This window comes from uncultured Megamonas sp. (genome assembly GCF_958438645.1).
Taxonomy (GTDB): domain Bacteria; phylum Bacillota; class Negativicutes; order Selenomonadales; family Selenomonadaceae; genus Megamonas.
In genome coordinates this window covers 49,978-72,056 of record NZ_CAUBSM010000004.1, presented here as the reverse complement: position 1 = coordinate 72,056, position 22,079 = coordinate 49,978, and the positions used below count along the sequence as shown (strand labels likewise).

Sequence of the window (22,079 nt, the reverse complement as noted above, 5' to 3'; positions counted from 1 at the left end):
GTATAATTAATTATAATTGAATATAATACTAAGCATAAATTTTCATAGTTTATGCTTAGTATTATTAATTTATATTGTAAATAATTGTTATGTTGATATATAAAAATATATGTATAGGAGAATGTAACTAATGGTTGACATTACGTCAAATAAATGGAAAGAAGAATGTGGCGTCTTTGGTGTATTTTCTCGTACTGAAGATGTTTCTATGTTAACATATCTTGGGTTATATGCACTTCAACATCGTGGACAAGAAAGTGCTGGTATTGCTATTACTGATGGTGCTTGGATGGACGTTACTCGTGATATGGGTCTTGTTAATGAAGTATTTCGTCATCAATTACCTCATATGGAAAATCAATATATTGCTATTGGTCATGTACGTTATTCAACAACTGGTTCTAGTTTATTAGCTAATACACAGCCTTTAATTGCTAATTATTCTGGTGGGAAAATCAGTTTAGCACATAATGGTAATTTAACTAATGCGGCTGAAATTCGTCGTAATTTAGAAGAACAAGGCACAATTTTTCAGACTTCTATAGATACAGAAGTAATCGTTAATCTTATTGCACGTTCTCGTAAATCAAATATTGAAGAAAAAATTATGGAAAGTGTACAGCAAGTAAAAGGTGCTTTTTGTTTAGCTATTATGACAGAAAATAAATTAATTGCTGTGCGTGATCCACAAGGTTTTAGACCTCTTTGCATTGGTAAAACAGAAGAAGGCTCATGGATTGTTTCTTCTGAATCTTGTGGTCTTGATGTTGTAGGTGCAGAATTTATTAGAGATGTTGAACCTGGTGAAATGGTTGTCATGGGAGATGACGGCTTAAAATCCTATAAATACACAACTCCACAGAAAAAAGCAGCATGTGTATTTGAATATATTTATTTTGCTCGTCCAGATAGTGTGATTGATGGACAAAGTGTACATGCAGCACGTTTTATGATGGGTCGCATGCTTGCTCGTGAAAGTAAATTTAAAGGTGATATTGTTATATCTGTACCTGATTCTGGTAATACAGCTGCTACAGGTTTTGCATATGAATCTGGCATTCCATTTTGTGAAGGTTTAATTAAAAATCGTTATATTGGACGTACATTTATTCAACCAACACAGAAAAAACGTGATACAGCTGTTCGTTTAAAATTGAATGCAATAGCAGAAGCTGTTCGTGGAAAATCTGTTATCATGGTAGATGATTCTATCGTTCGCGGTACAACTAGTGGTAAAATCGTAAAAATGCTTCGTAAAGCAGGTGCAAAAGAAATTCATATGTGCATTAGTTCTCCACCAATTGGTTATCCTTGCTATTATGGTATTGATACTTCTGTGCGTAAAGAATTGATTGCAGCTACTAAATCTGTTGAAGAAATTCGTCAATTTATAGGGGCAGATTCTTTGCATTTTCTTTCTTTAGAAGGACTTAAAGCTTCTATGACTACAGCTAATGCTGAAGATATGTGTTATGCTTGCTTTAATAATGCATATCCGATTGAAATGTCAAAAGAAACAGTAACTGGTGCTGATAAATACGTATTTGAACAAAGAGCAAAATAATTTGCACTTTCCTTGGAGGTTAACATGACTGATAATAAACAGACAAATCTTACGTATCGTGATTCTGGTGTTGATATTGATGCTGGAAATTATTCTGTAAAACTTATTAAAGATAGTGTAAAAGCAACATATCGTCCAGAAGTTTTAGGTGACTTAGGCGGTTTTGGTGGTCTTTTTGCTTTAAATAGTGGCAAATATAAAGAACCAGTATTAGTGTCTGGTACTGATGGTGTGGGTACAAAATTACGTCTTGCATTTATGCTTGATAAACATGACACAATTGGTCAAGATGCTGTTGCTATGTGCGTAAATGATATTTTAGTGCAAGGTGCAGAACCACTTTATTTCTTAGATTATCTTGCTGTAGGAAAATTAGATCCAGAAAAAGTAGCTACTGTAGTAAAAGGTGTAGCTGGTGCTTGTAAAGAATCTGGCTGTGCTTTAATCGGTGGTGAAACTGCTGAAATGGCTGGTTTTTATGCTGATGGTGAATATGATATTGCTGGTTTTGCTGTTGGTGTAGTGGATAAAGCTAATATCATCACTGGTGAAAAAATCAAAGCTGGGGATGTTTTATTAGGTATTCCTTCTAGCGGTGTACATTCTAATGGTTATTCTTTAGTTCGTAAAATTTGCTTTGATGTAAAAGGTTTTACAGGTGATGAAAAATTCCCTGAATTAAATGGTAAAACTTTAGGTGAAGAACTTTTAACTCCTACACGTCTTTATCCAGCTGTTTGCTTACCATTAATCGAAAAATATGATATTCATGGTATGGTACATGTAACTGGTGGCGGTTTTTATGAAAATATTTCTCGTATTTTACCAGAAGGTACTGGCGTTGAAGTTAATGCTAGTGCATGGGAAATGCCAGCAATCTTCAAACTCTTACAAGCTTGGGGTAATGTAGATTGGCATGAAATGTATCGTGTATTTAATATGGGTATTGGTATGATTTTACTTGTTTCTAAAGAAGAAGCAGTTAAAATTCAAGAAGACCTCAATGCTAAAGGTGAAAAATCATATATTATTGGTGAAGTTGTTGAAGGCAATCAAACTGTTGAAGTAAAAGGCGGAGTTTTCAATGAATAACCAAATAATTTTAGGGGTATTAGCTTCTGGTCGCGGAAGTGATTTACAATCTATTATTGACGCAATTGAAAATGGTCAGATTAAAACAAAAATAGGTGTTGTGCTCACTGATAAACCTGAAGCAATGGCATTAGAACGTGCTAAAAAAGCTGGTATTCCTGCTGTTTGTATTGATCGTAAAAAATGTGCTACAAAAGAAGAATTTGAACAAAAACTTGTAGAACAATTGAAAAAATACAATGTAGGTTTAGTTGTTTTGGCTGGATTTATGCGTATTTTAAGCCCTTATTTTGTCAATGAATTTAAAAATTGTATTTTGAATATACATCCATCACTTTTGCCTTCTTTTGGTGGAGCTCATGCTCATCGTGATGTATTGGCATATGGTGTAAAGGTATCTGGTTGTACTGTACATTTTGTAGATGAAGGTATGGATAGTGGCCCTATCATCATGCAAAAAGCAGTTCCCGTTTTAGATGATGATACGGAAGAGACTTTATCTGCGAGAGTACTTGAACAAGAACATATTGTGTATCCAAAAGTTATTGAATTATATTTAGCTGGGAAAATACATGTCAATGGTCGTCATGTGACTATTGATGATTGATTTTATATAATCATAATTAAGAGGAGGCTTTATTATGCCTATTAAAAGAGCATTATTAAGTGTTTCTGACAAAACTGGTATTGTAGAATTTGCACGTAAACTTCATGAAGCTGGTGTAGAAATCATTTCTACTGGCGGTACAATGAAAGCTATTGATGATGCAGGTATTCCTGTTACTTATGTCAGTGATGTAACTAAATTCCCTGAAATTATGGATGGTCGTGTAAAAACATTAAATCCATATATTCATGGTGGTATTTTAGCTGTTCGTGATAATCAAAGTCATGTAGCTCAGATGCAGAAATTCAATATTCAACCAATTGATTTAGTGGTTGTAAATTTATATCCATTCCGTGAAACTATAGCAAAACCAAATGTAACACTCGCTGAAGCAGTAGAAAATATTGATATTGGTGGTCCAGCAATGATTCGTGCTGCTGCGAAAAACTTTAAATTTGTTACAGTTGTAGTAAATCCTAAACATTATGATGAAGTTGCTGAAATGGTAGCAAAAGATGGTTGCACTACAGGAAAATTCCGTATGCAATTAGCACAGGAAGCTTTCTGCCATACATCTCATTATGATGATTGTATTCAAGAATATCTTACTGCTCAATTAAGCAAATAATATATGTTAGCGCACTTATTGACATGCTCATAATATAAGCACTATTTAAGTGCGTTTTCTTTTGATAAGTTTAACAAGGGGGTTATATTTTGAATATTTTAGTTATTGGTAGTGGTGGACGAGAACATACACTTACTTGGAAATTGGCTCAAAGTAAACTTGTAGATAAAATTTATGCAGTACCAGGGAATCCAGGCATGGAAAAAATTGCACAGTGCATACCTGGTTCTGTAGAAGATAATGCTTTTTTAGTAAAGGTAGCACAAGAAAAGAATATTGATTTGGTTGTAGTTGGACCAGAAGTTCCATTGACAAATGGTATTGTTGATGAAATGGCAAAAGTGGGAATTGCTTCTTTTGGACCTCAGAAATCTGCTGCTCAGCTGGAAGGTTCAAAATCTTTTTCTAAAGATATCATGAAAAAATATGGAATTCCTACAGCTAAATATGAAGTTTTTACAGATGCACAAGAAGCTAAAAAATATATAGAACAAGAAGGTGCACCTATTGTTATCAAAGCTGATGGACTTGCTGCTGGTAAAGGTGTTATTGTTGCGGAAACAAAAGAGCAAGCTTTAGAAGCAATTGATGAGATTATGTGCGATAAAACATTTGGCAGTGCAGGTAATAGTGTAGTCATTGAAGAATTTATGGCAGGTGAAGAAGCTTCTGTATTAGCTTTCACTGATGGGGAAACTATTATTCCTATGATTCCATCTCAAGACCATAAACGTGCTTATGACGGAGATAAAGGTCCAAATACTGGTGGTATGGGAACATATGCTCCAGCTCCTGTAATTACAGATGATTTAATGGAACAAGTACAGACAAAGATTTTAAAGCCAATTATTAAAGCTATGAAACAAGAAGGTCATGAATATAGAGGTTGTTTATACGCTGGCTTAATGATTACAGCTGAAGGCCCAAAAGTTGTAGAATTTAATGCACGTTTTGGTGATCCTGAAACACAAGTTGTATTACCATTGTTAGAAAGTGATTTGGCTGAAATTATGCTTGCTTGTACAAATGGTACACTTGATAAATGTGATATAAAATGGAGCAAAAAAGCTGCTGTTTGTGTAGTTATGAGTGCAGGTGGATATCCTGGAAAATATGAAAAAGGTAATGAAATTTTAGGTCTTGATAAAGCAAGTGCAGAAAATATATTAGTTTTCCATGCGGGCACAGCTAAAAAAGATGGAAAAATTGTTACAAATGGCGGACGTGTTTTAGGTGTTGTCGCTTTAGGTGATGATATAAAAACTGCTGTAGATAAAGTTTATGAAGATATAAAAACAATTGATTTTAAAGATGTATATTATAGAAAAGATATTGCACATAGAGCATTTAATCGAGTATAATTAATTATTATTTTTTATTTAATAATTAATATATATTTAAATAAAAATAAAGGAGTAATAATTAATTATTACTCCTTTATTTTGATGATTTTTGTATTAATTATTATTTTTACTGCTTATATAATTTTATTGATAATAAAAATATATTTAATAATGTCACTTATTATTATAAATAATTAAATTTTTAAAAAATAAAAAAACTATTAGTTTAATAATAAATATTTTAAATATCATATAAAAGCTTTGGTTAGAATATTCAACATAATACAATAGTATTTGTATATATTCATTAAAAGGCAGATGAATATAATAGTGGTTTAGATATATTTATAGCTAGGATTTTATGAAAATATGGTATTAAATATAAAGTATTAAATATAAAAATAATATACAACATAAACAACATTTGTGATACAATATATGGATGGAAATAGTCATGAAACAGCTATGTATGGTTTAATTTAAATTATTTAAATTTATTTTAATAATTATGTAAGTTAAAATGCTTTTATTTAAATTAATTTAAAATTATTTTTTATATTTTAAAAAAATTTATATCATTACTATCAATAAATAATAAATTGGTATCTATTGTATATTGTGTTAAGAGCATTTGTACAATTATGATAAATCTATTAATATATAGGTGGTGAACAATGGTTATGAAAAAGACCGTTGGAGAAAAAATTAGAGCTTTTCGTCAACAAAAAAAATTAACTCAAGAGCAATTAGCTTTAGGAGCTGAAATTAATCCAGTTTTCTTAGGTCATTTAGAACGTAATTTAAAGAGTCCAACAATTACAACATTAGAGAAAATAACAAGAGCTCTAGGAATTACTATGTCTGAATTGTTCTTAGATGTACCTAACAATGATAGTGAAATCGAAGTTAGACAAGCAAGCATTCAGCATATCAACTATCTCTTAAAAGATTTGTCCAACGAAGAATTGGATAAAATCACAGGCATTTTAAAAGAAATAATTGACTGGAAAAAAATGTAATGACATTTTTAAGTACCTATAATTTTTATTATAGGTACTTTTTATATTATGTAAAAAATAAATGTAAGAAATACATAAGTGGTTGAGGTTCAGTTATTATAATAGCATATTTTTTATAATTACAATAGATATTTTTAAGGATTAATTAAGTTTATTGAAGGTTTGCTATTTTAAAGGTATAATATAAATATGCTTTTAATTGTATATGTATGATTTTTAAAAATATCCCATTTCTTCTATCGGGATTATGAATTTTATATAAATTAATTAAGCAAAATCTGCAAATATAATATATTAATTTTATTTTGAATAAAGGAGATATTATTTTGAATTTACAAGAGAAAAATATTTATTGTGGTTTCAGATTAGATAAAATATCCCATATATCTGAAATTTCATCTAATGCATATGAATTTTATCATGAAAAAAGTGGCGCAAAATTATTATTTATAGAAAATAATGATGATAATAAAGTATTTTCTATAACTTTTCGCACTACTCCTACTGATAATACAGGTGTAGCTCATATTGTAGAACATTCCACACTTTGTGGTTCTCGTAAATTTCCTACTAAAGAGCCATTTGTAGAATTAGTAAAAGGTTCTTTAAATACTTTTTTAAATGCAATGACATTTCCAGATAAAACTATGTATCCTATAGCTAGCAGAAATGAAAAGGATTTCCGCAATCTTATGGACGTTTATCTTGATGCAGTATTTTATCCAAATATGCGTACAACACCTGAAATCTTAATGCAAGAAGGTTGGCATTATGAAATTGATAATGTAGATGCTCCATTAGCTTATAGTGGTGTAGTTTATAATGAAATGAAAGGTGCATTATCATCTCCAGATGGATTATTAGAAAGAAAGATTTTAAATAATCTTTATCCTGATACGACATATCAATATGAATCTGGTGGAGACCCTGTAGCTATTCCAGATTTAACACAGGAAATGTTTATTGACTTCCATAGTCGTTATTATCACCCTGCTAATAGTTATATCTATCTTTATGGGAATATGGATATGATGTCAACTTTATCTTTCTTAGATGAAGAATATCTCAGCAATTTTAATAAAATTGAAATTGACTCCCATATTGATGTACAAAAACCATTTACAGCTCGTAAATTGATTAAAGATATTTATCCTATAGCTCCAAGTGAAGCAAAAGAAAATAAAACATTTTTAAGCATGAATTATTCTATTGCAACTTCTTTAGAAAAAGAAAAAATGTTAGCATTTACTATATTGGAACATGCTTTATTGAAAAGTGAAGCGGCACCACTTCGCAATGCTTTAATTAAAGCTGGTCTTGGTAGTGATGTAATTTCTTCATTTGATAATGGTATTTTACAGCCAATGTTTAGCATTATCGTCAATGGTTCTGAAGCTGATAAAGTTGATGAATTTACAAAAGTTGTAACTGATACTTTAAATGACATTGTAAAAAATGGCATTGATGATGAATTATTACAGGCTTCTATTAATAGTATGGAATTTAAGCTTCGTGAGGCTGATTTTGGTCAATATCCAAAAGGATTGATTTATAATATTAATCTTATGAATAGCTGGTTATATGATGGCGATGCTACTATGTATCTCCATTATGAAGAAGCTTTGAAAACTGTAAAACAGTGGGCAAAAGAAGGTAAGTTTGAAACATTAATTCAAGAATATTTATTGGATAATACTCATAGTCATATTTTAATTTTAGAACCAGATGAAAATGTAATTGCTAAACAAGAAAAAGATTTAGCTGATAAATTAGCACAGAAAAAAGCTTCTATGAGTAAAGAAGATATTGAAAAAATTATTGCGGATACTCAAAAATTAAAAGAGCGTCAACGTTCTGTGGATAAACCAGAGGATTTAGAAAAAATTCCATTATTGAAAATTGAAGATATCACTAAACAATGTGATAAATTAATTATTGCTGAAGATGAAATAGCAGATACAAAAGTTTTAAGACATGATATTGATACAAATGGAATTTGCTATTTAAGAATGTTATTTGATATAAGCAATATAGCTTATGAAGATATAAATTATCTATTCTTATTGGAAGAATTCATTGGTAGAACTGCTACAAAAAATTACACATATGAAGCATTGGCTAATGCTGTAAACTTGCATACTGGTGGCATGAGATTTGCTGTGGCTACGTATGATAAAGAGGGCGATGTTGACTCTTATATGCCAAAATTTGTATTTAAAGCTAAAGTTTTGGTAGATAAGATGCCAGAATTGATAAAATTACTACAAGAAATAATTTTCAATAGTTCCTTTACTTCTAAAGAACGTATTAAAGATTTAGCAATGCAATGTCGCAGTGATTTTGAAATGTCAATATTGCGTTCGGGTCATCAGTTAGTTCTTGATGAATTGATGGCATATTTTACACCAAAAGAACGCTATGATAATTTTGGTGACTTAAAATTTTATGCATTTATTAAGAATTTCTTAAATGATTTTGATAATGAATTTAATAAAATGCAAACAGCTTTTGCTAAAATTTTACCAATGATATTTAATAAGGCTAATTTATTGACAAGTATTACTGTATCTAAAAATGATTATGAAAAAGTAATATCTGCAATTAAACCTTTATTAGAAGTATTGCCAAATGAAACTTATTCAAAACAAGAAATACCATTTGCAGTAGAAAAGAAAAATGAAGGTTTTATCACATCTTCTCAGGTACAATATGTTGCCAAAGGTGCTAATTTCATACGCTTAGGATATAAATATACAGGAGCTATGAAGGTATTAGAAACTATTATGCGTTATGAATATTTGTGGACAAATATTCGTGTTCTTGGCGGAGCTTATGGTGCATTTGTAAAATTCCGTAGAGATGGCAATATGTATTTTGGTTCTTATCGTGATCCTAATTTGGTGGAAACTTTAAATGTATATGATAAAACAGCAGAGTTTTTACGTAATTTTAACGTCAGTGATAGAGAAATGACAAAATACATCATTGGTACAATTAGTAATATTGATATGCCACTTACTCCTGTGTTAAAAGGCGAATTAGCTTCTTCTGCGTATATTGCTGAAATGACAGATGAAATGCGTCAGCAACAGCGTGATGAAATTTTGGCTACAACTCAAGAAGATATACGAGCTTTAGCTGATTTAGTAGATGCTTGCATGAAAGAAAATGCTATCTGCGTTTTAGGTGGAAGCAATAAAGTAAATGAAGCTAAAGATGTATTTAAAACAGTAACTACTATTTTATAATTTAATAAAAAAAGAAGACTCTCATAGTAATATGAGAGTCTTTTTTTATATATTTTCATTAAATTTATATCCTATTCCCCAAATTGTAATAATGTATTCTGGTGAATCTGGTTGAGGTTCAATTTTTTTACGTAATTTACGGATAAATGCCATTATATTATTATCTGAAAGCAGAAAATCTTCTTCCCAAACAGCTTGATATATTTGTTCTTTAGTAAAAACTTCGCCTTTATTTTTAGCTAAGAAATAAAGTATATCAAATTCTTTAGGTGTCAAAATTATTTCTATATTATTACGTAAAACTTTACGATTTTTAGGATAGATAGTTAATTCACCAAAAGTAAGTTTTTCATCTATAAATAATGGAAATGTGTTATCGGATATTTCTAAAATGAGATTATTAATATTACCGTTGATTAAATCTTTAAAGGACTGTTGTAAATCTTCAAGTTCATAATTTAAATCAGTTGGGACATTTTGGAGTTGTTCATATACCCATTTAGCTAAGGTAGGGTTTATAGTAATGAAAGTGGCATTTTTTTTCATAATATCCTCCTTTTTTTAAATGAGTTTTTTATATTTAGCGATATAAGAGTATTTGGCAAATGAAATTAATAGCATATACAGGATAACAATCACAAATAAATAAATGAAATATAATACAGGTAATTGAGTTAATCCTAAATTAGAAGCAAATGGTGTAAAAGTTAATCCTGTAAATAAGATTATGCCTATAATTGTTGTTATTAATACAGGTTTAGAGGTATTACTTTGAATAAATGGTATTTTTGATGTACGTAACATTTGCAAAATTAAGATTTGCGACCACATGGATTCTAAAAACCAACCTGTTTGAAATAGTGATATATATATCGTTTGCAAATGAATATCTGTTAATTCACTGTATAGTAATCCATTTGTAAATAATGGGCAAAAAATAAAGTAAAGAAATAAAAAGGTAATAATATCAAAAATTGAGCTTAATGGACCAAAAAAACACATAAATGAGCCTAGATGATGATTAGACCAATTCAAAGGCAAACGATAATTTTCATTATCAATTTTATCCCAAGGCAAAATTAAACATAAAATATCATATAGAATATTTAATAATAATAATTGGATTGCTGTCATAGGCAAAAATGGTAAAAAAGCACTAGCACAAATGATTGAAAATATATTACCAAAATTTGATGAAGCTGTAATTTTAATATATTTAGTGATATTTGTAAATGTTTTGCGACCTTCAATGATAGCTTTATGCAAAATGGTTAAATCTTTTTGACATAAGATAACATTAGCTACATCTTTTGTAGAATCAGTAGCTTCATTTATAGAGATACCTATATCCGCTTCAACAATGGCAGGAATATCATTTAAGCCATCACCTAAAAATCCTACAGTATGCCCATTTTGTTGTAAAGAAGTTACAATCATTCTTTTTTGATCAGGTGTAAGTTCAGCAAAAATAGTAGTTTTTTCTATTAATTTATCTAATTGAGTTGGGTTTAAATTACTTAGTTCATTACCAGTGATAATATCTGTAGTTGAAATGCCCACTCGTTTACAAATAGATGTAGCAACACTAATATTATCTCCTGTTAATAATTTTATATTTACATTTAATGATTGAAGTTTTTTTATTGCTTTAATAGAAGATTTTTTAGGAGCATCAAAAAATGCCAAATATCCTATTAAAATTAAATTATTTTCGCTCTCTAAATCAATAGATGTAGTGTCTGTTAAAGGTTTATAAGCTACAGCCATAACTTTCATACCATCTTCAAGCATTTCATCAATTACAGCATGTATACTTTGAGTATTTTTATTGTCTATAGGAAGAATGTTATTTTGGTATTCAACATATTGACAGCGTTTAAATAATTCTTTAACATCACCTTTAGTAATTAAAAGTTTTTGATATTCATTTTGAATAATAACACTACTACATTTTCGTTCAAAATCAAAAGGTATTTCTGAAATTCGTTTATTTTCATTAATTAATTGTCGAAAATAATCCTTTTTTTGAGGTATTGTAGCATATTTTAAAATAGCATTATCTATATGATTAGGATAACTTGATAAATGATAACTATTTAAGTAAGCAAAATCCAATGTTTTTTGATTTTCATTACCTAGAATATCAAGATAATATTCTAAAATAATATTATTAGAAGTTAGTGTACCTGTTTTATCTACACAAAGAATATCCATACTACCAAAACATTGCATAGCATAAATATCTTTTAAAATGATTTTTTGTTTAGACAAATAATTACTGCCTTTAACTAAACAAGTAGTAATTATCATAGGTAATAATTCAGGCGTTAATCCAATAGCTATGGAGAGAGCAAAAACAAAGGAATATAGTAAACTTCCATGCACTAATATAGAGATGATAGAAACTATGGGGATTAAAATAGCCATAAATTTTATCAGTGTTAAAGAGATAGAATTGGCATCTTTAAAAAAGCTTGTAGAAGTTATTTTAGATGTTTTATTTTGAGCAAACGAACCATATAAAGTATTAGTACCTACATTTAAAACGATACCTTCACCACTACCGCTAATAATACTAGTACCCATAAAAGCTAAATTAGAATAATTAGTAATGGTCATATTATCGAGATTTTTAATATCAGAATGTTTTTCAATAAGATCACTTTCACCAGTTAAAATAGCTTGAGAAATAAATAAACTATTTGTTTTTATTAGGCGAATATCAGCGGGAACTTTAGTATTAGCTGTTAAATATACATAGTCGCCAACAACTAGATTTTTAATAGGTATATCAATCCATTTATTATTACGCTTTACAGCAATATAATTGTTTAAAAAGGTATCCATTTTAGATAGTCTATAAAAAGAACGTTGTTCATAACTAAAGCGAATGATTACGCTTAAAATAATCATTATAGTAATGATAGTAATAGTACTGTAATTTTGATGCAGTTGTATAGGATAGATAATGTCCGTAATTATAGAAATTATGCTGATAATATATAAAATTATAGTAAATGGATTAAAAAATGCCCTATAAAGATGTTGTTTAGTAAATGAATGATCTAAATTATTAAAATTATTATCGCCAAAATTTTTTCTTTGCAATAGAATTTGATTGGATTTTAATCCTTTAGATGAAGTATTTAATAAAACATAGAGTTTATCTAAATCAATTGTTAAGTATTGTTTTAATTTATTATTTAACGAAAATATTTTATACATAGTACCCTCCTTTTTATTTATTTGTATTGTATCATATAAGATATATATTTTTAATAAAAGCTAGGACATATATAAATCCTAGCTTTTAATTTATTTATTGATTATTTTGTGGTTTAAGGCTCCAAAAAATGATATTCATAATAATCATAACGAAGAAACATATTCCTAAAGATAAATAAAAGTCAGTGTCTATATTGTGAAGATAAGAATTTGAAAATAAATTAGAGATAAGATGCATAATAAATACCTCCTAAAAATATATTAAAGTAGTTTTCCATAATGGCGAATATATGCTTTTTTTATGCTAGTAGCTAATAACATGTACAAGATTATACAAGGGATTAAATAGATAAAATAACTAAGTGGTAAAGCAATAAATCCTAATATTGTTCCTAGTGGAGAAAATGGAATAATTGTTAAGACTATAATGCCAATAAAAGTTAATAATGTTACAGGCAAAGAAGCAAAACTTTGAATAAATGGTATTTTTGATGTACGTATCATGTGAATTACAAAAGTTTGACTCCACATAGATTCTACGAACCAACCTGTTTGGAATAGTGCAATATATTCAGATTGTATTTTTAATAATTCACTGCCTTGATAGATTGTTGGTAAATCATTAAATAAGATACCATTAGATATAAATAACGGGCAAAAAATAAAATACATAAAGATATAAGTTATCCAATCGAAAATGGAACTTGTAGGGCCAAGCCAAATCATAAAACTTCCTATGGAAGAAGCATCCCAGTTTCTAGGTTTAACAAGAAATTCTTTATCAACATTATCCCAAGGAATAGCTGTACAAGATAAATCATAGATTAAATTTAAAACAATAAGATGTAAACTCATCATTGGTAAAAATGGTAATAATGCTGAAGCAATAAGAACAGAGAACATATTTCCAAAATTTGAAGATGCTGTTATTTTGATATATTTAATCATATTGGCGTATGTTTTACGACCTTCAATTATACCTTGTTCTAAAACCATTAAATCTTTTTCTAAAAGAATTATATCAGCAGATTCTTTGGCAATATCTACGGCACTGTCTACAGAAATAGCTATATCAGAAGATTTCATTGCAGTGGCATCATTGATACCATCTCCCATGAAACCAACCGTATGACCATTTTGGCGGAGCAATTTTACAATTTTTGCTTTTTGTTCTGGTGATAATTTAGCGAAAACATCAGTTTTTTCTACAGCTATAGCTAAATCTTGTTCTGGTAGTTGCTCAATATCTGAACCAAGTAAAAGATTATTAACTTTTAAACCAACTTGTTTACATATAGAACGAGCAACTTTATCATTATCCCCTGTTAAAACTTTTACTTTAACACCATATTCTTTTAATGCTTTTAAAGCTTTTACAGTTGATTCTTTTGGCGGATCTAAGAATGCTAGATAGCCAATAAGTACCATATTACATTCATCTGCTATGCTGAATTTATCTATTGGTGATGGATTATTTTTTTGAGCAACAGCTATTACACGCATACCTTTGTCATTTAATTTATCGACAGTTTTTAAGATTTCTTTTTTGATGAATTCGTCTAACGGTTTAATTTGCCCTTGATATTCAACATGAGAGCAGATAGATAACATTTCTTCGACTGCACCTTTAGTTATCATTTGGCATTTTTGATTTTTGTCCTTTACTACTATAGAAAGACGACGACGTGAAAAATCGAAAGGTATTTCATCTACTTTTGTATAGGCACTAGATAGATTTATTAAGTTAGGATTATTTTGTTCAATTTCTTCTGTTTTATTAATGATAGCTATATCCATTAAATTTTTATAGCCTGTTTGAAAATAACTATTTAAATAGGCATGACGTAAAACACGACTATCTTCATTTCCCAGTACATCTAAATGGTATTCTAAAACAACTTTATTCATGGTTAATGTACCAGTTTTATCAGTACAAAGAATATCCATAGCACCAAAATTTTGAATGGAATTTAAGTTTTTTACGATAGTTTTTTTCTTAGACATAGAAACGGCACCTTTAGCTAAGCAAGTAGTAACTATCATAGGTAACATTTCAGGTGTTAAGCCTACAGCAATGGAGATAGCAAATAAGAAAGCTTCTACCCAATCATTTTTAGTTATGCCATTGACAAAAAATACTATGGGTACCATAAATAACATAAAACGAATTAAAACCCAAGAGACAGAATTGACGCCTTTAGTAAAATTTGTTTCCACAGGTGTAGTAGAAACAGATGAAGCGATTGAACCAAATAAAGTATTATTGCCAACACCGATTACTACAGCAGTGGCACTGCCACTTATTACATTACTTCCCATGAATAAAATATTATTATAATCAGTAATAGAAAGATTTTTTTCTTGATAAGTTTTAGCAAATTTTTCTACTGGTTCACTTTCACCTGTTAATGAGGCTTGGCTAATGAATAAATCTTTAGCTTCTAAAATTCTAGCATCAGCAGGAATCATATCACCAGCACTTAGATGAATAATATCACCAATTACTACATCTTCTAAAGGAATTTCTGCTTTAGGGTGATATTGTCTAGTAACAGTGCAAGTAGTTGTTATTAAAGATAGAAGTTTTTCGGCTGCATTACCGGAACGGCTTTCTTGAACAAAACGCAAAGAGCCAGATATAAAGACCATTGTAAGAATTATAATAACGGTTACAGGATTTACATCATCAGGGCTGTTTTGCATGATAGGAATAATAATATCAGTAAAAATAGAAACTATAGCCAGACAAAATAAAATTGCTGTAAATGGGTTTATAAAAGCATTAGCAATACGTTTAATTAAAGATAATTTTTTTCCATGCACAATTTTATTATTGCCATATAAATTAAGATGTTCTTTAATTGTTTGCTCACTTAATCCCGTAAAAGAAGTGTTAAGAGCTTGTAATATTAGTTTGGTTGAATTAGTAGCACAAAAAATAATTTGTTCGTTCATTTTTTTTAGTGTTTTTGGATTAGTTGTCACAATTCTCCCTCCATAAAAATAAAATTAATAAATCACGTAACAAAGTATAAATTATTTGTTTATGTAATCATATGGCAGAATTCTTGCGATTTTATTACTTTTTTATAAAGATTTGAAAGAGCATATTATTTAATGAGATTTTAATGAAAGTTTTAAAGGGTTTTAATTTATATTTTTAGAATATATACAATATAAAGAAAATAATTAAAATCCTTAATAAAGGAGGGGTTTTTATGAATTTACAATTTTTAGGTGCGGCTCATACGGTTACAGGTTCTTGTTATTTATTAGAAGCAAATGACCATAAAATATTGATTGATTGCGGTATGTTTCAAGGTGCTAGAAATTTACGTGATTTAAATTATGAAGATTTTCGTTTTGTGCCATCGGATATTGATTGTGTGCTATTAACACATGCTCATGTAGATCATTGCGGTCTTATTCCTAAATTATGTAAACAGGGTTTTAAAGGCAGTATTTATGCGACAAAAGCAACTTGTGATTTAGTAAATATCATGCTTCCGGATAGTGCACATATTCAAGAAGCAGATGCTCAGATAACAAATCGTAAAGGGCAACGTATGGGTAAAACACCGATTGCTCCATTATATACTATAGATGATGCTATGGCTTCGTTAAAGCAATTTGTAGCGATTAATTATGATCAAGAAATAAATCCAGTAAATGGTATACGAGCTATTTATAAAGATGCTGGTCACATCATGGGATCAGCAATAATTGAAGTATATGTAATGGAAAATGGTGAAGAAACTAAAATTGTATTTACTGGTGATTTAGGACAACCTGATCAACCGATTATAAAAGACCCTACTCATATACAAGAAGCTGATTATTTAGTAATAGAGTCTACTTATGGTGATCGTAAACATCAAATTTATGATAAGGAAACCCCATTGGCTGAAATTGTAAATGATACAATGGACAGAGGAGGAAATTTAATTATTCCATCATTTGCAGTAGGTCGTACGCAGACTATGTTGTATTATTTATTCAAATTATGGAAAGCAAATCGCATTGAAGATTATTCAATCGTTGTCGATAGTCCTCTTGCTGTTGAAGCAACAAGAATTTTTGCTAAGAATACACAATATTTTGATGAAGAAGCAACGGAATATATAAAAAAACATGGTAAATTGCCTCAAATGCCACAATTACGTCTTTGTGAAAGTGCAAATGAATCTAAGGCTTTAAATACAGAAGAAGGCTCACGTATCATTCTATCAGCTAGTGGCATGGCGGATGCAGGTCGTGTACTTCATCATTTAAAACATAATCTTTGGCGTCCAGAATCTACAATTTTATTTGTAGGTTATCAAGCTGAAGGAAGTTTAGGCAGAAGATTGCTAGATGGTGCCAAGAAAGTAAAAGTATTAGGCGAAGAAATCAGCGTAAAAGCTAGAATTGTAAATATGGATGGATTTTCTGCTCATGCTGATTATTCACAGATGGAAGAATGGTTACAACATTTAACTATGTATAATGCTAAGCAGGTATTTGTAGTACATGGTGAAGCTACTGCAAGTAAAGCTGTAAAAGAAATGATAGAAGAAGAATTTGGCTGGAATGCATATATCCCATTTTATGCAGATAGAGCAATTATGAGTAAAACTGCATGTGAAATTAAAGCTGCAAATATTCCTCAAGTATCTGTACAGAAAGATATGGAAGAATTCTTTGTGGATATTGATGCAGATTATAGACAATTGCGTCGTAGAATTATTAATCTTGTGGTTAAAAATCCAGAACTTATGCCAGCAGCTATGAATACTATTCAAAAAGGATGGCGTTATGTTAAACGTTTGTTTAAGGATTTTGGTATTAGCTGATATTTTTCTTTATAAAAATTTTATCTGCTTTTTACGATAAATATTTTGGCAAGAAGAAAGAAATATGGTATCATTAGATTAAAGTTAAATCTTAGGAGGATTATATAATGGAAGAATTAAAAAACAATTCCGTTGTTGAAGAAGATAATGAAGGTACTGTAGTTGTTATTACTGACGAAGAAGGTAATGAATACAATTACGTAGAAGAAATGGTTTTCGATGCAGGTAGCGATAAATATGCGATTTTAGTTAGCATTGATGGCGACGAAGAATGCGAATGCCATGAACATGATGAAGAATGCGGCTGCGATGAAGAAGTAGATGTAATCTTAGCAAAAATTGTTAAAGATGAAAATGGTGAAGTTGAATATATTGAACCAACAGATGAAGAATTCGATTTAGCTCAAAAAGCTTATGAAGAATTAATGGATAAACTTGAAGCTGAAGAATAATCATCTAAAATGATTTTAATTCTATAAGTGTTAAAGAAGGTACCATAATAATGGTATCTTCTTTTTTGTGAATATATATTTTAATTGAGGTAGATTAAATTAATGGAAAATTTAGTTGAAGATATAAGTAAATCAGTAGTTATCGAATTACTTTTTGAAGAAGAACCTATAAGACCTACAGCAAATGCTATTTTTCGTGAAGCTAGAAATATATTTGGCGATATAAATATCGTTAGTAGAGATGAAAATGATACAGAGTTCAGCATGGATAAATTTGTAGCATATAATAAAGATAATACGACATCTGCTGTTGGTTTAGCTATGGGAAATGTATTATCTTTTGACGATAAGAAATCTGTAAGTGAATTTGAACGTACACAGATTTGGAATGTGGCTAATAGCGATGAATTATTAAGTAAATATAAGTATTGTGTTAAGATATGGGATGTTAATGCTCAAAGACAAATACCAAAAGAACGTGCTGTTATGCTTGTCGATTGGTTAAATATTGCTTTAAAATTATTTCCTAAATGTCAGGCTATATGGATAAAATCAGCAGGAAAATTCCAATTGGCACAATCTATAAAAAATCTTAAGGAAAACGGTATTGTTAAATATTTATTTAGCATGGTAAATATTCGTTTCTTTAATGTACCGCATACAAATGAATTTATCGTGGATAGCGTAGGTTTAGCAAATATTGGTTTGAGTGATGTACAATTTCATTTTAAAGGTATGAATCCAAATAAAGTTGCTAATTTAGCATATAGTTTAGCTCGTTATGTTTTAAATAATGATGATGTTTTGATAAAAGATGGCGATACGATTGACGGTATGAATGATGAAGGTAAAATGACACCAGATGTTCAATGGATTTGCAGATATGAAGATTCTTTAATTGAGCCACTTCGTCCAGTGTTAGATATAAATACTGGTAAATATGCTGCTGGCGATAGAAATTAAAAAAAACACTTTCTAATTTTAGATATTTCTAAGTTAGAAAGTGTTTTTTTATTTAAGTATTAATTATTTTATTAAGTTAAATTTACGCATTGCAGTTTTTAATTGTTCAAGATGAGCATCTTCCATTTCACAAAGAGGCATACGTAATGGTCCCATATTAAAGCCCATTAAACGAAGAGCAACTTTTACAGGAATAGGGTTTACTTCACAGAATAAAGCTTGAATTAATGGGATGTATTCAATTTGTTTTTTTGCAGCTTCTGCAACTTTGCCATCAAAAAACAATTGACACATATCATGTGTTTGCTGTGGCATAATATTAGAGAGTACAGAAATAACGCCTTGTGCACCTAATGACATTAATGGGATAACTTGATCATCGTTACCAGAATAGAATGTAAGTTTGTCACCGCAAAGAGACATTGTTTCAGCGACTTGACTGATATTTCCGCTTGCTTCTTTTACAGCTGCGATACGTGGATGTTCTGCTAAAACAGCATATGTTTCTGGTTTGATACCTACGCCAGTACGAGATGGCACATCATAAAGAATAATTGGAACATTTACGTTATCAGCGATAGATGTAAAATGTTTAATAAGACCTTTTTGTGTGCATTTATTATAGTATGGTGTAACTACTAATAATGCATCAGCACCAGCTTTATCAGCGTGCTGAGATAAATTAATAGCATATCTAGTATCATTGGAACCAGTACCAGCAATAACAGGAACACGTTTATTTACATAATCAACAGTAAATTTAATGATGTCTTCATGTTCTTCATCTGTCATAGTAGCGGATTCACCACTTGTGCCAGCAATAATAATGGCATCTGTACCATTATTTAAGTTAAAGTCAATTAAACGAGTTAGTTCATCATAATTAATACCATTTCCGTTTTCATAAAATGGAGTAGCAATAGCTACACCTGCACCTTTAAATATTGCATCTTTCTTCATAAAGAAAGCCTCCTTAATGACATCGTTTGATGTAGTTATTTATGATTATACAGGTAAAAATTTGTATTGTCTATAATATTTTAATTTTGTGCATGATTTTAAAACATTTTTCTGTATTTTTATTTTTTATTATTGTAATGTTATAACTTTTTTATTATTTGTATAACAAATCATGAAAGTATATATATTATATTTATTTGATATTAAATATAGTATAAGAATATGTATATCTATTAATTAATAAAATTAAAAAATGAACAAATAGAATAATTTTTAAAGGGGTTAATATTCTATAAGATATAGTAAAAGTTTATTAATAGTTTTATGCTATAATCTTATTGTAGTTTTATTTTTCTATTAAAGGAGAGATAATATTATGGATGATTTGGATTATATTGATGATAGAAATATGAAAATAAAAACTGAATTAATTGACGGCAAGATCTTTACAATAGCTCCACATCCTAGAGTTGAGCATGCTACTGTTTGTACAAATATTGCTAGAGATTTTATATGTTTTGTGTAATTATAATGATATAAATTTAAATAAAAAAGACTTGATTTATCAATTTTGAAATCAAGTCTTTTTATGTTTAATAATTATTTATTATTGTCTTTCCACCAATAAATACCGTCTTGTTTTGGTAAGATACTAGCTTTAAATACAGGATCTTTAATACCTTGTTTTTTCTGTTGAGTATAGTCATCTAAAGCAATGAAAGCATATTTACCTAAAAGTAAGATAGCGATAATATTTGTGATTGCCATTAAAGCCATGAATAAGTCGGCTAAATTCCAAACTAAACTTAATTCAGCAATGGAACCAAAGAATACCATAGCAACAACAAAGATGCGGAAGATATTTAAATATAATGGGTTATCAGATAGATGTTTTATATTGATTTCACCATAATAGTAATTACCTACAATAGAAGTGAAAGCAAATAATAATACAATAATTGCTATACCTGTGGAGGCAATATCACCGAAATATAGACTTAAGTCATATTGGATAAGCTGTATACCAGTTAAACCACTTGCTTGATAGTCACTGCTGAATAATACGATGAATGCAGAAGCTGTACAAATAAATAATGTATCAACAAATACACCAAAAGCTTGGATAAGACCTTGTTTTACAGGATGACTTACTTCAGCTGTTGCTGCTGCATTTGGTACAGAACCCATACCAGCTTCATTGGAGAACAATCCACGTTTAATACCAGTCATGATAGCAGCACCAAAGCTACCACCAGCAACAGATTCGATACCCCAAGCATCTTTGAAGATGATGGATAAAACAGTTGGCAATTCAGTGATATTATACAATGTAATACCTAAAGCTATGAGTAAATAGATACCAGCCATAATAGGTACCATATATTCAGTAACTTTAGCAATACGATGTAAACCACCAAATACAACAATACCTGATAATATTGCAATTACAATACCGATCATAGTTGCATCGAAATTGAATGCAGTTTGTAAAGATAAAGAAATTGTATTGGATTGTACAGAATTGAAGATAAGTCCATAAGTAATACTGATTAATATAGCAAAGAATACGGCTGTTTTAGGGCTATGAAGTGCATTATTGATGTAATAAGCAGGGCCACCAAGATATCCGTTACTATCAGTACGAGGAACTTTGTAAATCTGGGCGAGAGTACTTTCTACAAAGCCAGTTGCGGAACCTAATATAGCAATAATCCACATCCAAAATATAGCACCTGGCCCACCGAGAACAATAGCGATAGCGATACCAGCGATATTACCAACACCTACACGGGAAGCTGTACTTACACAGAAAGCCTGGAATGAGGAAATTTGTTGTCCTTCCATTTTGCTACCTGCATCGCTAGTTATGAGTCGTACCATTTCTTTGATAAATCTTATTTGTACAAATTTTGTACGAATAGTAAAGATAATACCAGCACCGATTAAGAGAATGATTAATACGTAGCTCCATAAGACATCATTGATTTGACCAACTATTGAGTTTAATAAATCCATGGAAATCCCTCCTATCAAAATAATATGTACATTATATCATAAATTTATGCTATAAGAATTTTTATTAATCAAATTAATAGAAAAATATATAAAATATTAACGAAAAGAACTAAGTTATGTTAAAATTATC

At 29.7% G+C, this 22,079-nt stretch carries 16 protein-coding genes; 11 read left to right on the top strand and 5 right to left on the bottom strand.

Translation table 11 applies throughout. The features are described from left to right. The first annotated feature begins 130 nt into the window (after positions 1-130). From purF to Q5I67_RS04775, 7 genes are all read left to right on the top strand, one after another. The gene (gene purF, locus Q5I67_RS04805; RefSeq protein ID WP_302486530.1) at positions 131-1,564 is read left to right on the top strand and encodes an amidophosphoribosyltransferase; all 1,434 of its coding nucleotides are present in this window, start codon (positions 131-133) and stop codon (positions 1,562-1,564) included. A 24-nt stretch (positions 1,565-1,588) separates the two neighbouring features. Next, positions 1,589-2,656, top strand: coding sequence for a phosphoribosylformylglycinamidine cyclo-ligase (gene purM, locus Q5I67_RS04800; RefSeq protein ID WP_302486529.1), 1,068 nt, complete (start codon positions 1,589-1,591; stop codon positions 2,654-2,656). Beyond that, positions 2,649-3,263, top strand: a complete 615-nt coding sequence (gene purN, locus Q5I67_RS04795; RefSeq protein WP_296896614.1) for a phosphoribosylglycinamide formyltransferase — start codon at positions 2,649-2,651, stop codon at positions 3,261-3,263. Before purM ends, purN begins: the two co-directional genes overlap by 8 nt. Positions 3,264-3,297: 34 nt before the next feature. Further along, a complete protein-coding gene (locus Q5I67_RS04790; RefSeq protein WP_296896616.1) occupies positions 3,298-3,891 on the top strand; it encodes an IMP cyclohydrolase in 594 nt (197 codons plus the stop codon). An 89-nt stretch (positions 3,892-3,980) separates the two neighbouring features. Beyond that, positions 3,981-5,252 (top strand): phosphoribosylamine--glycine ligase, encoded by a 1,272-nt coding sequence (purD, locus tag Q5I67_RS04785; protein WP_296896618.1) that lies wholly within the window; start codon positions 3,981-3,983, stop codon positions 5,250-5,252. Between the two features lie 662 nt (positions 5,253-5,914). Next, a complete protein-coding gene (locus Q5I67_RS04780) occupies positions 5,915-6,253 on the top strand; it encodes a helix-turn-helix domain-containing protein (protein WP_008537825.1) in 339 nt (112 codons plus the stop codon). 326 nt (positions 6,254-6,579) lie between these two features. Next, complete coding sequence (locus Q5I67_RS04775) at positions 6,580-9,501, top strand: insulinase family protein (RefSeq protein ID WP_302486528.1); 2,922 nt, start codon at positions 6,580-6,582, stop codon at positions 9,499-9,501. Between the two features lie 45 nt (positions 9,502-9,546). Here Q5I67_RS04775 and Q5I67_RS04770 read toward each other — a convergent pair whose 3' ends face one another. The 3 genes from Q5I67_RS04770 to mgtA (Q5I67_RS04760) all read right to left on the bottom strand — a co-directional run bounded on the left by Q5I67_RS04770 (position 9,547) and on the right by mgtA (Q5I67_RS04760) (position 15,711). Beyond that, positions 9,547-10,047, bottom strand: a complete 501-nt coding sequence (locus Q5I67_RS04770) for a response regulator transcription factor (protein ID WP_296896624.1) — start codon at positions 10,045-10,047, stop codon at positions 9,547-9,549. 15 nt (positions 10,048-10,062) lie between these two features. Beyond that, positions 10,063-12,726, bottom strand: a complete 2,664-nt coding sequence (gene mgtA, locus Q5I67_RS04765) for a magnesium-translocating P-type ATPase (RefSeq protein ID WP_302486527.1) — start codon at positions 12,724-12,726, stop codon at positions 10,063-10,065. Positions 12,727-12,987: 261 nt separating this feature from the next. Beyond that, positions 12,988-15,711, bottom strand: a complete 2,724-nt coding sequence (gene mgtA, locus Q5I67_RS04760) for a magnesium-translocating P-type ATPase (RefSeq protein WP_302486526.1) — start codon at positions 15,709-15,711, stop codon at positions 12,988-12,990. A 233-nt stretch (positions 15,712-15,944) separates the two neighbouring features. Here mgtA (Q5I67_RS04760) and Q5I67_RS04755 point away from each other — a divergent pair, with 233 nt between their 5' ends. The 3 genes from Q5I67_RS04755 (at position 15,945) to Q5I67_RS04745 (ending at position 18,973) form a co-directional block, all read left to right on the top strand. Further along, complete coding sequence (locus tag Q5I67_RS04755; RefSeq protein WP_302486525.1) at positions 15,945-17,558, top strand: MBL fold metallo-hydrolase RNA specificity domain-containing protein; 1,614 nt, start codon at positions 15,945-15,947, stop codon at positions 17,556-17,558. A gap of 107 nt (positions 17,559-17,665) precedes the next feature. Further along, positions 17,666-18,010, top strand: coding sequence for a DUF1292 domain-containing protein (locus tag Q5I67_RS04750; protein ID WP_296896633.1), 345 nt, complete (start codon positions 17,666-17,668; stop codon positions 18,008-18,010). 102 nt (positions 18,011-18,112) lie between these two features. Then, positions 18,113-18,973: a DUF4261 domain-containing protein gene (locus Q5I67_RS04745; protein ID WP_302486524.1), complete on the top strand. Its 861-nt coding sequence runs from the start codon at positions 18,113-18,115 to the stop codon at positions 18,971-18,973. 63 nt (positions 18,974-19,036) lie between these two features. Here Q5I67_RS04745 and dapA read toward each other — a convergent pair whose 3' ends face one another. Then, positions 19,037-19,933, bottom strand: a complete 897-nt coding sequence (gene dapA, locus Q5I67_RS04740) for a 4-hydroxy-tetrahydrodipicolinate synthase (protein WP_296923180.1) — start codon at positions 19,931-19,933, stop codon at positions 19,037-19,039. A gap of 376 nt (positions 19,934-20,309) precedes the next feature. Here dapA and Q5I67_RS04735 point away from each other — a divergent pair, with 376 nt between their 5' ends. Next, positions 20,310-20,459 (top strand): hypothetical protein, encoded by a 150-nt coding sequence (locus tag Q5I67_RS04735; RefSeq protein WP_302486523.1) that lies wholly within the window; start codon positions 20,310-20,312, stop codon positions 20,457-20,459. A gap of 74 nt (positions 20,460-20,533) precedes the next feature. Here the strand turns inward: Q5I67_RS04735 and Q5I67_RS04730 are convergent, their stop codons facing one another. Next, positions 20,534-21,949, bottom strand: coding sequence for a sodium:alanine symporter family protein (locus tag Q5I67_RS04730; RefSeq protein ID WP_296898386.1), 1,416 nt, complete (start codon positions 21,947-21,949; stop codon positions 20,534-20,536). Between the last annotated feature and the right edge of the window lie 130 nt (positions 21,950-22,079).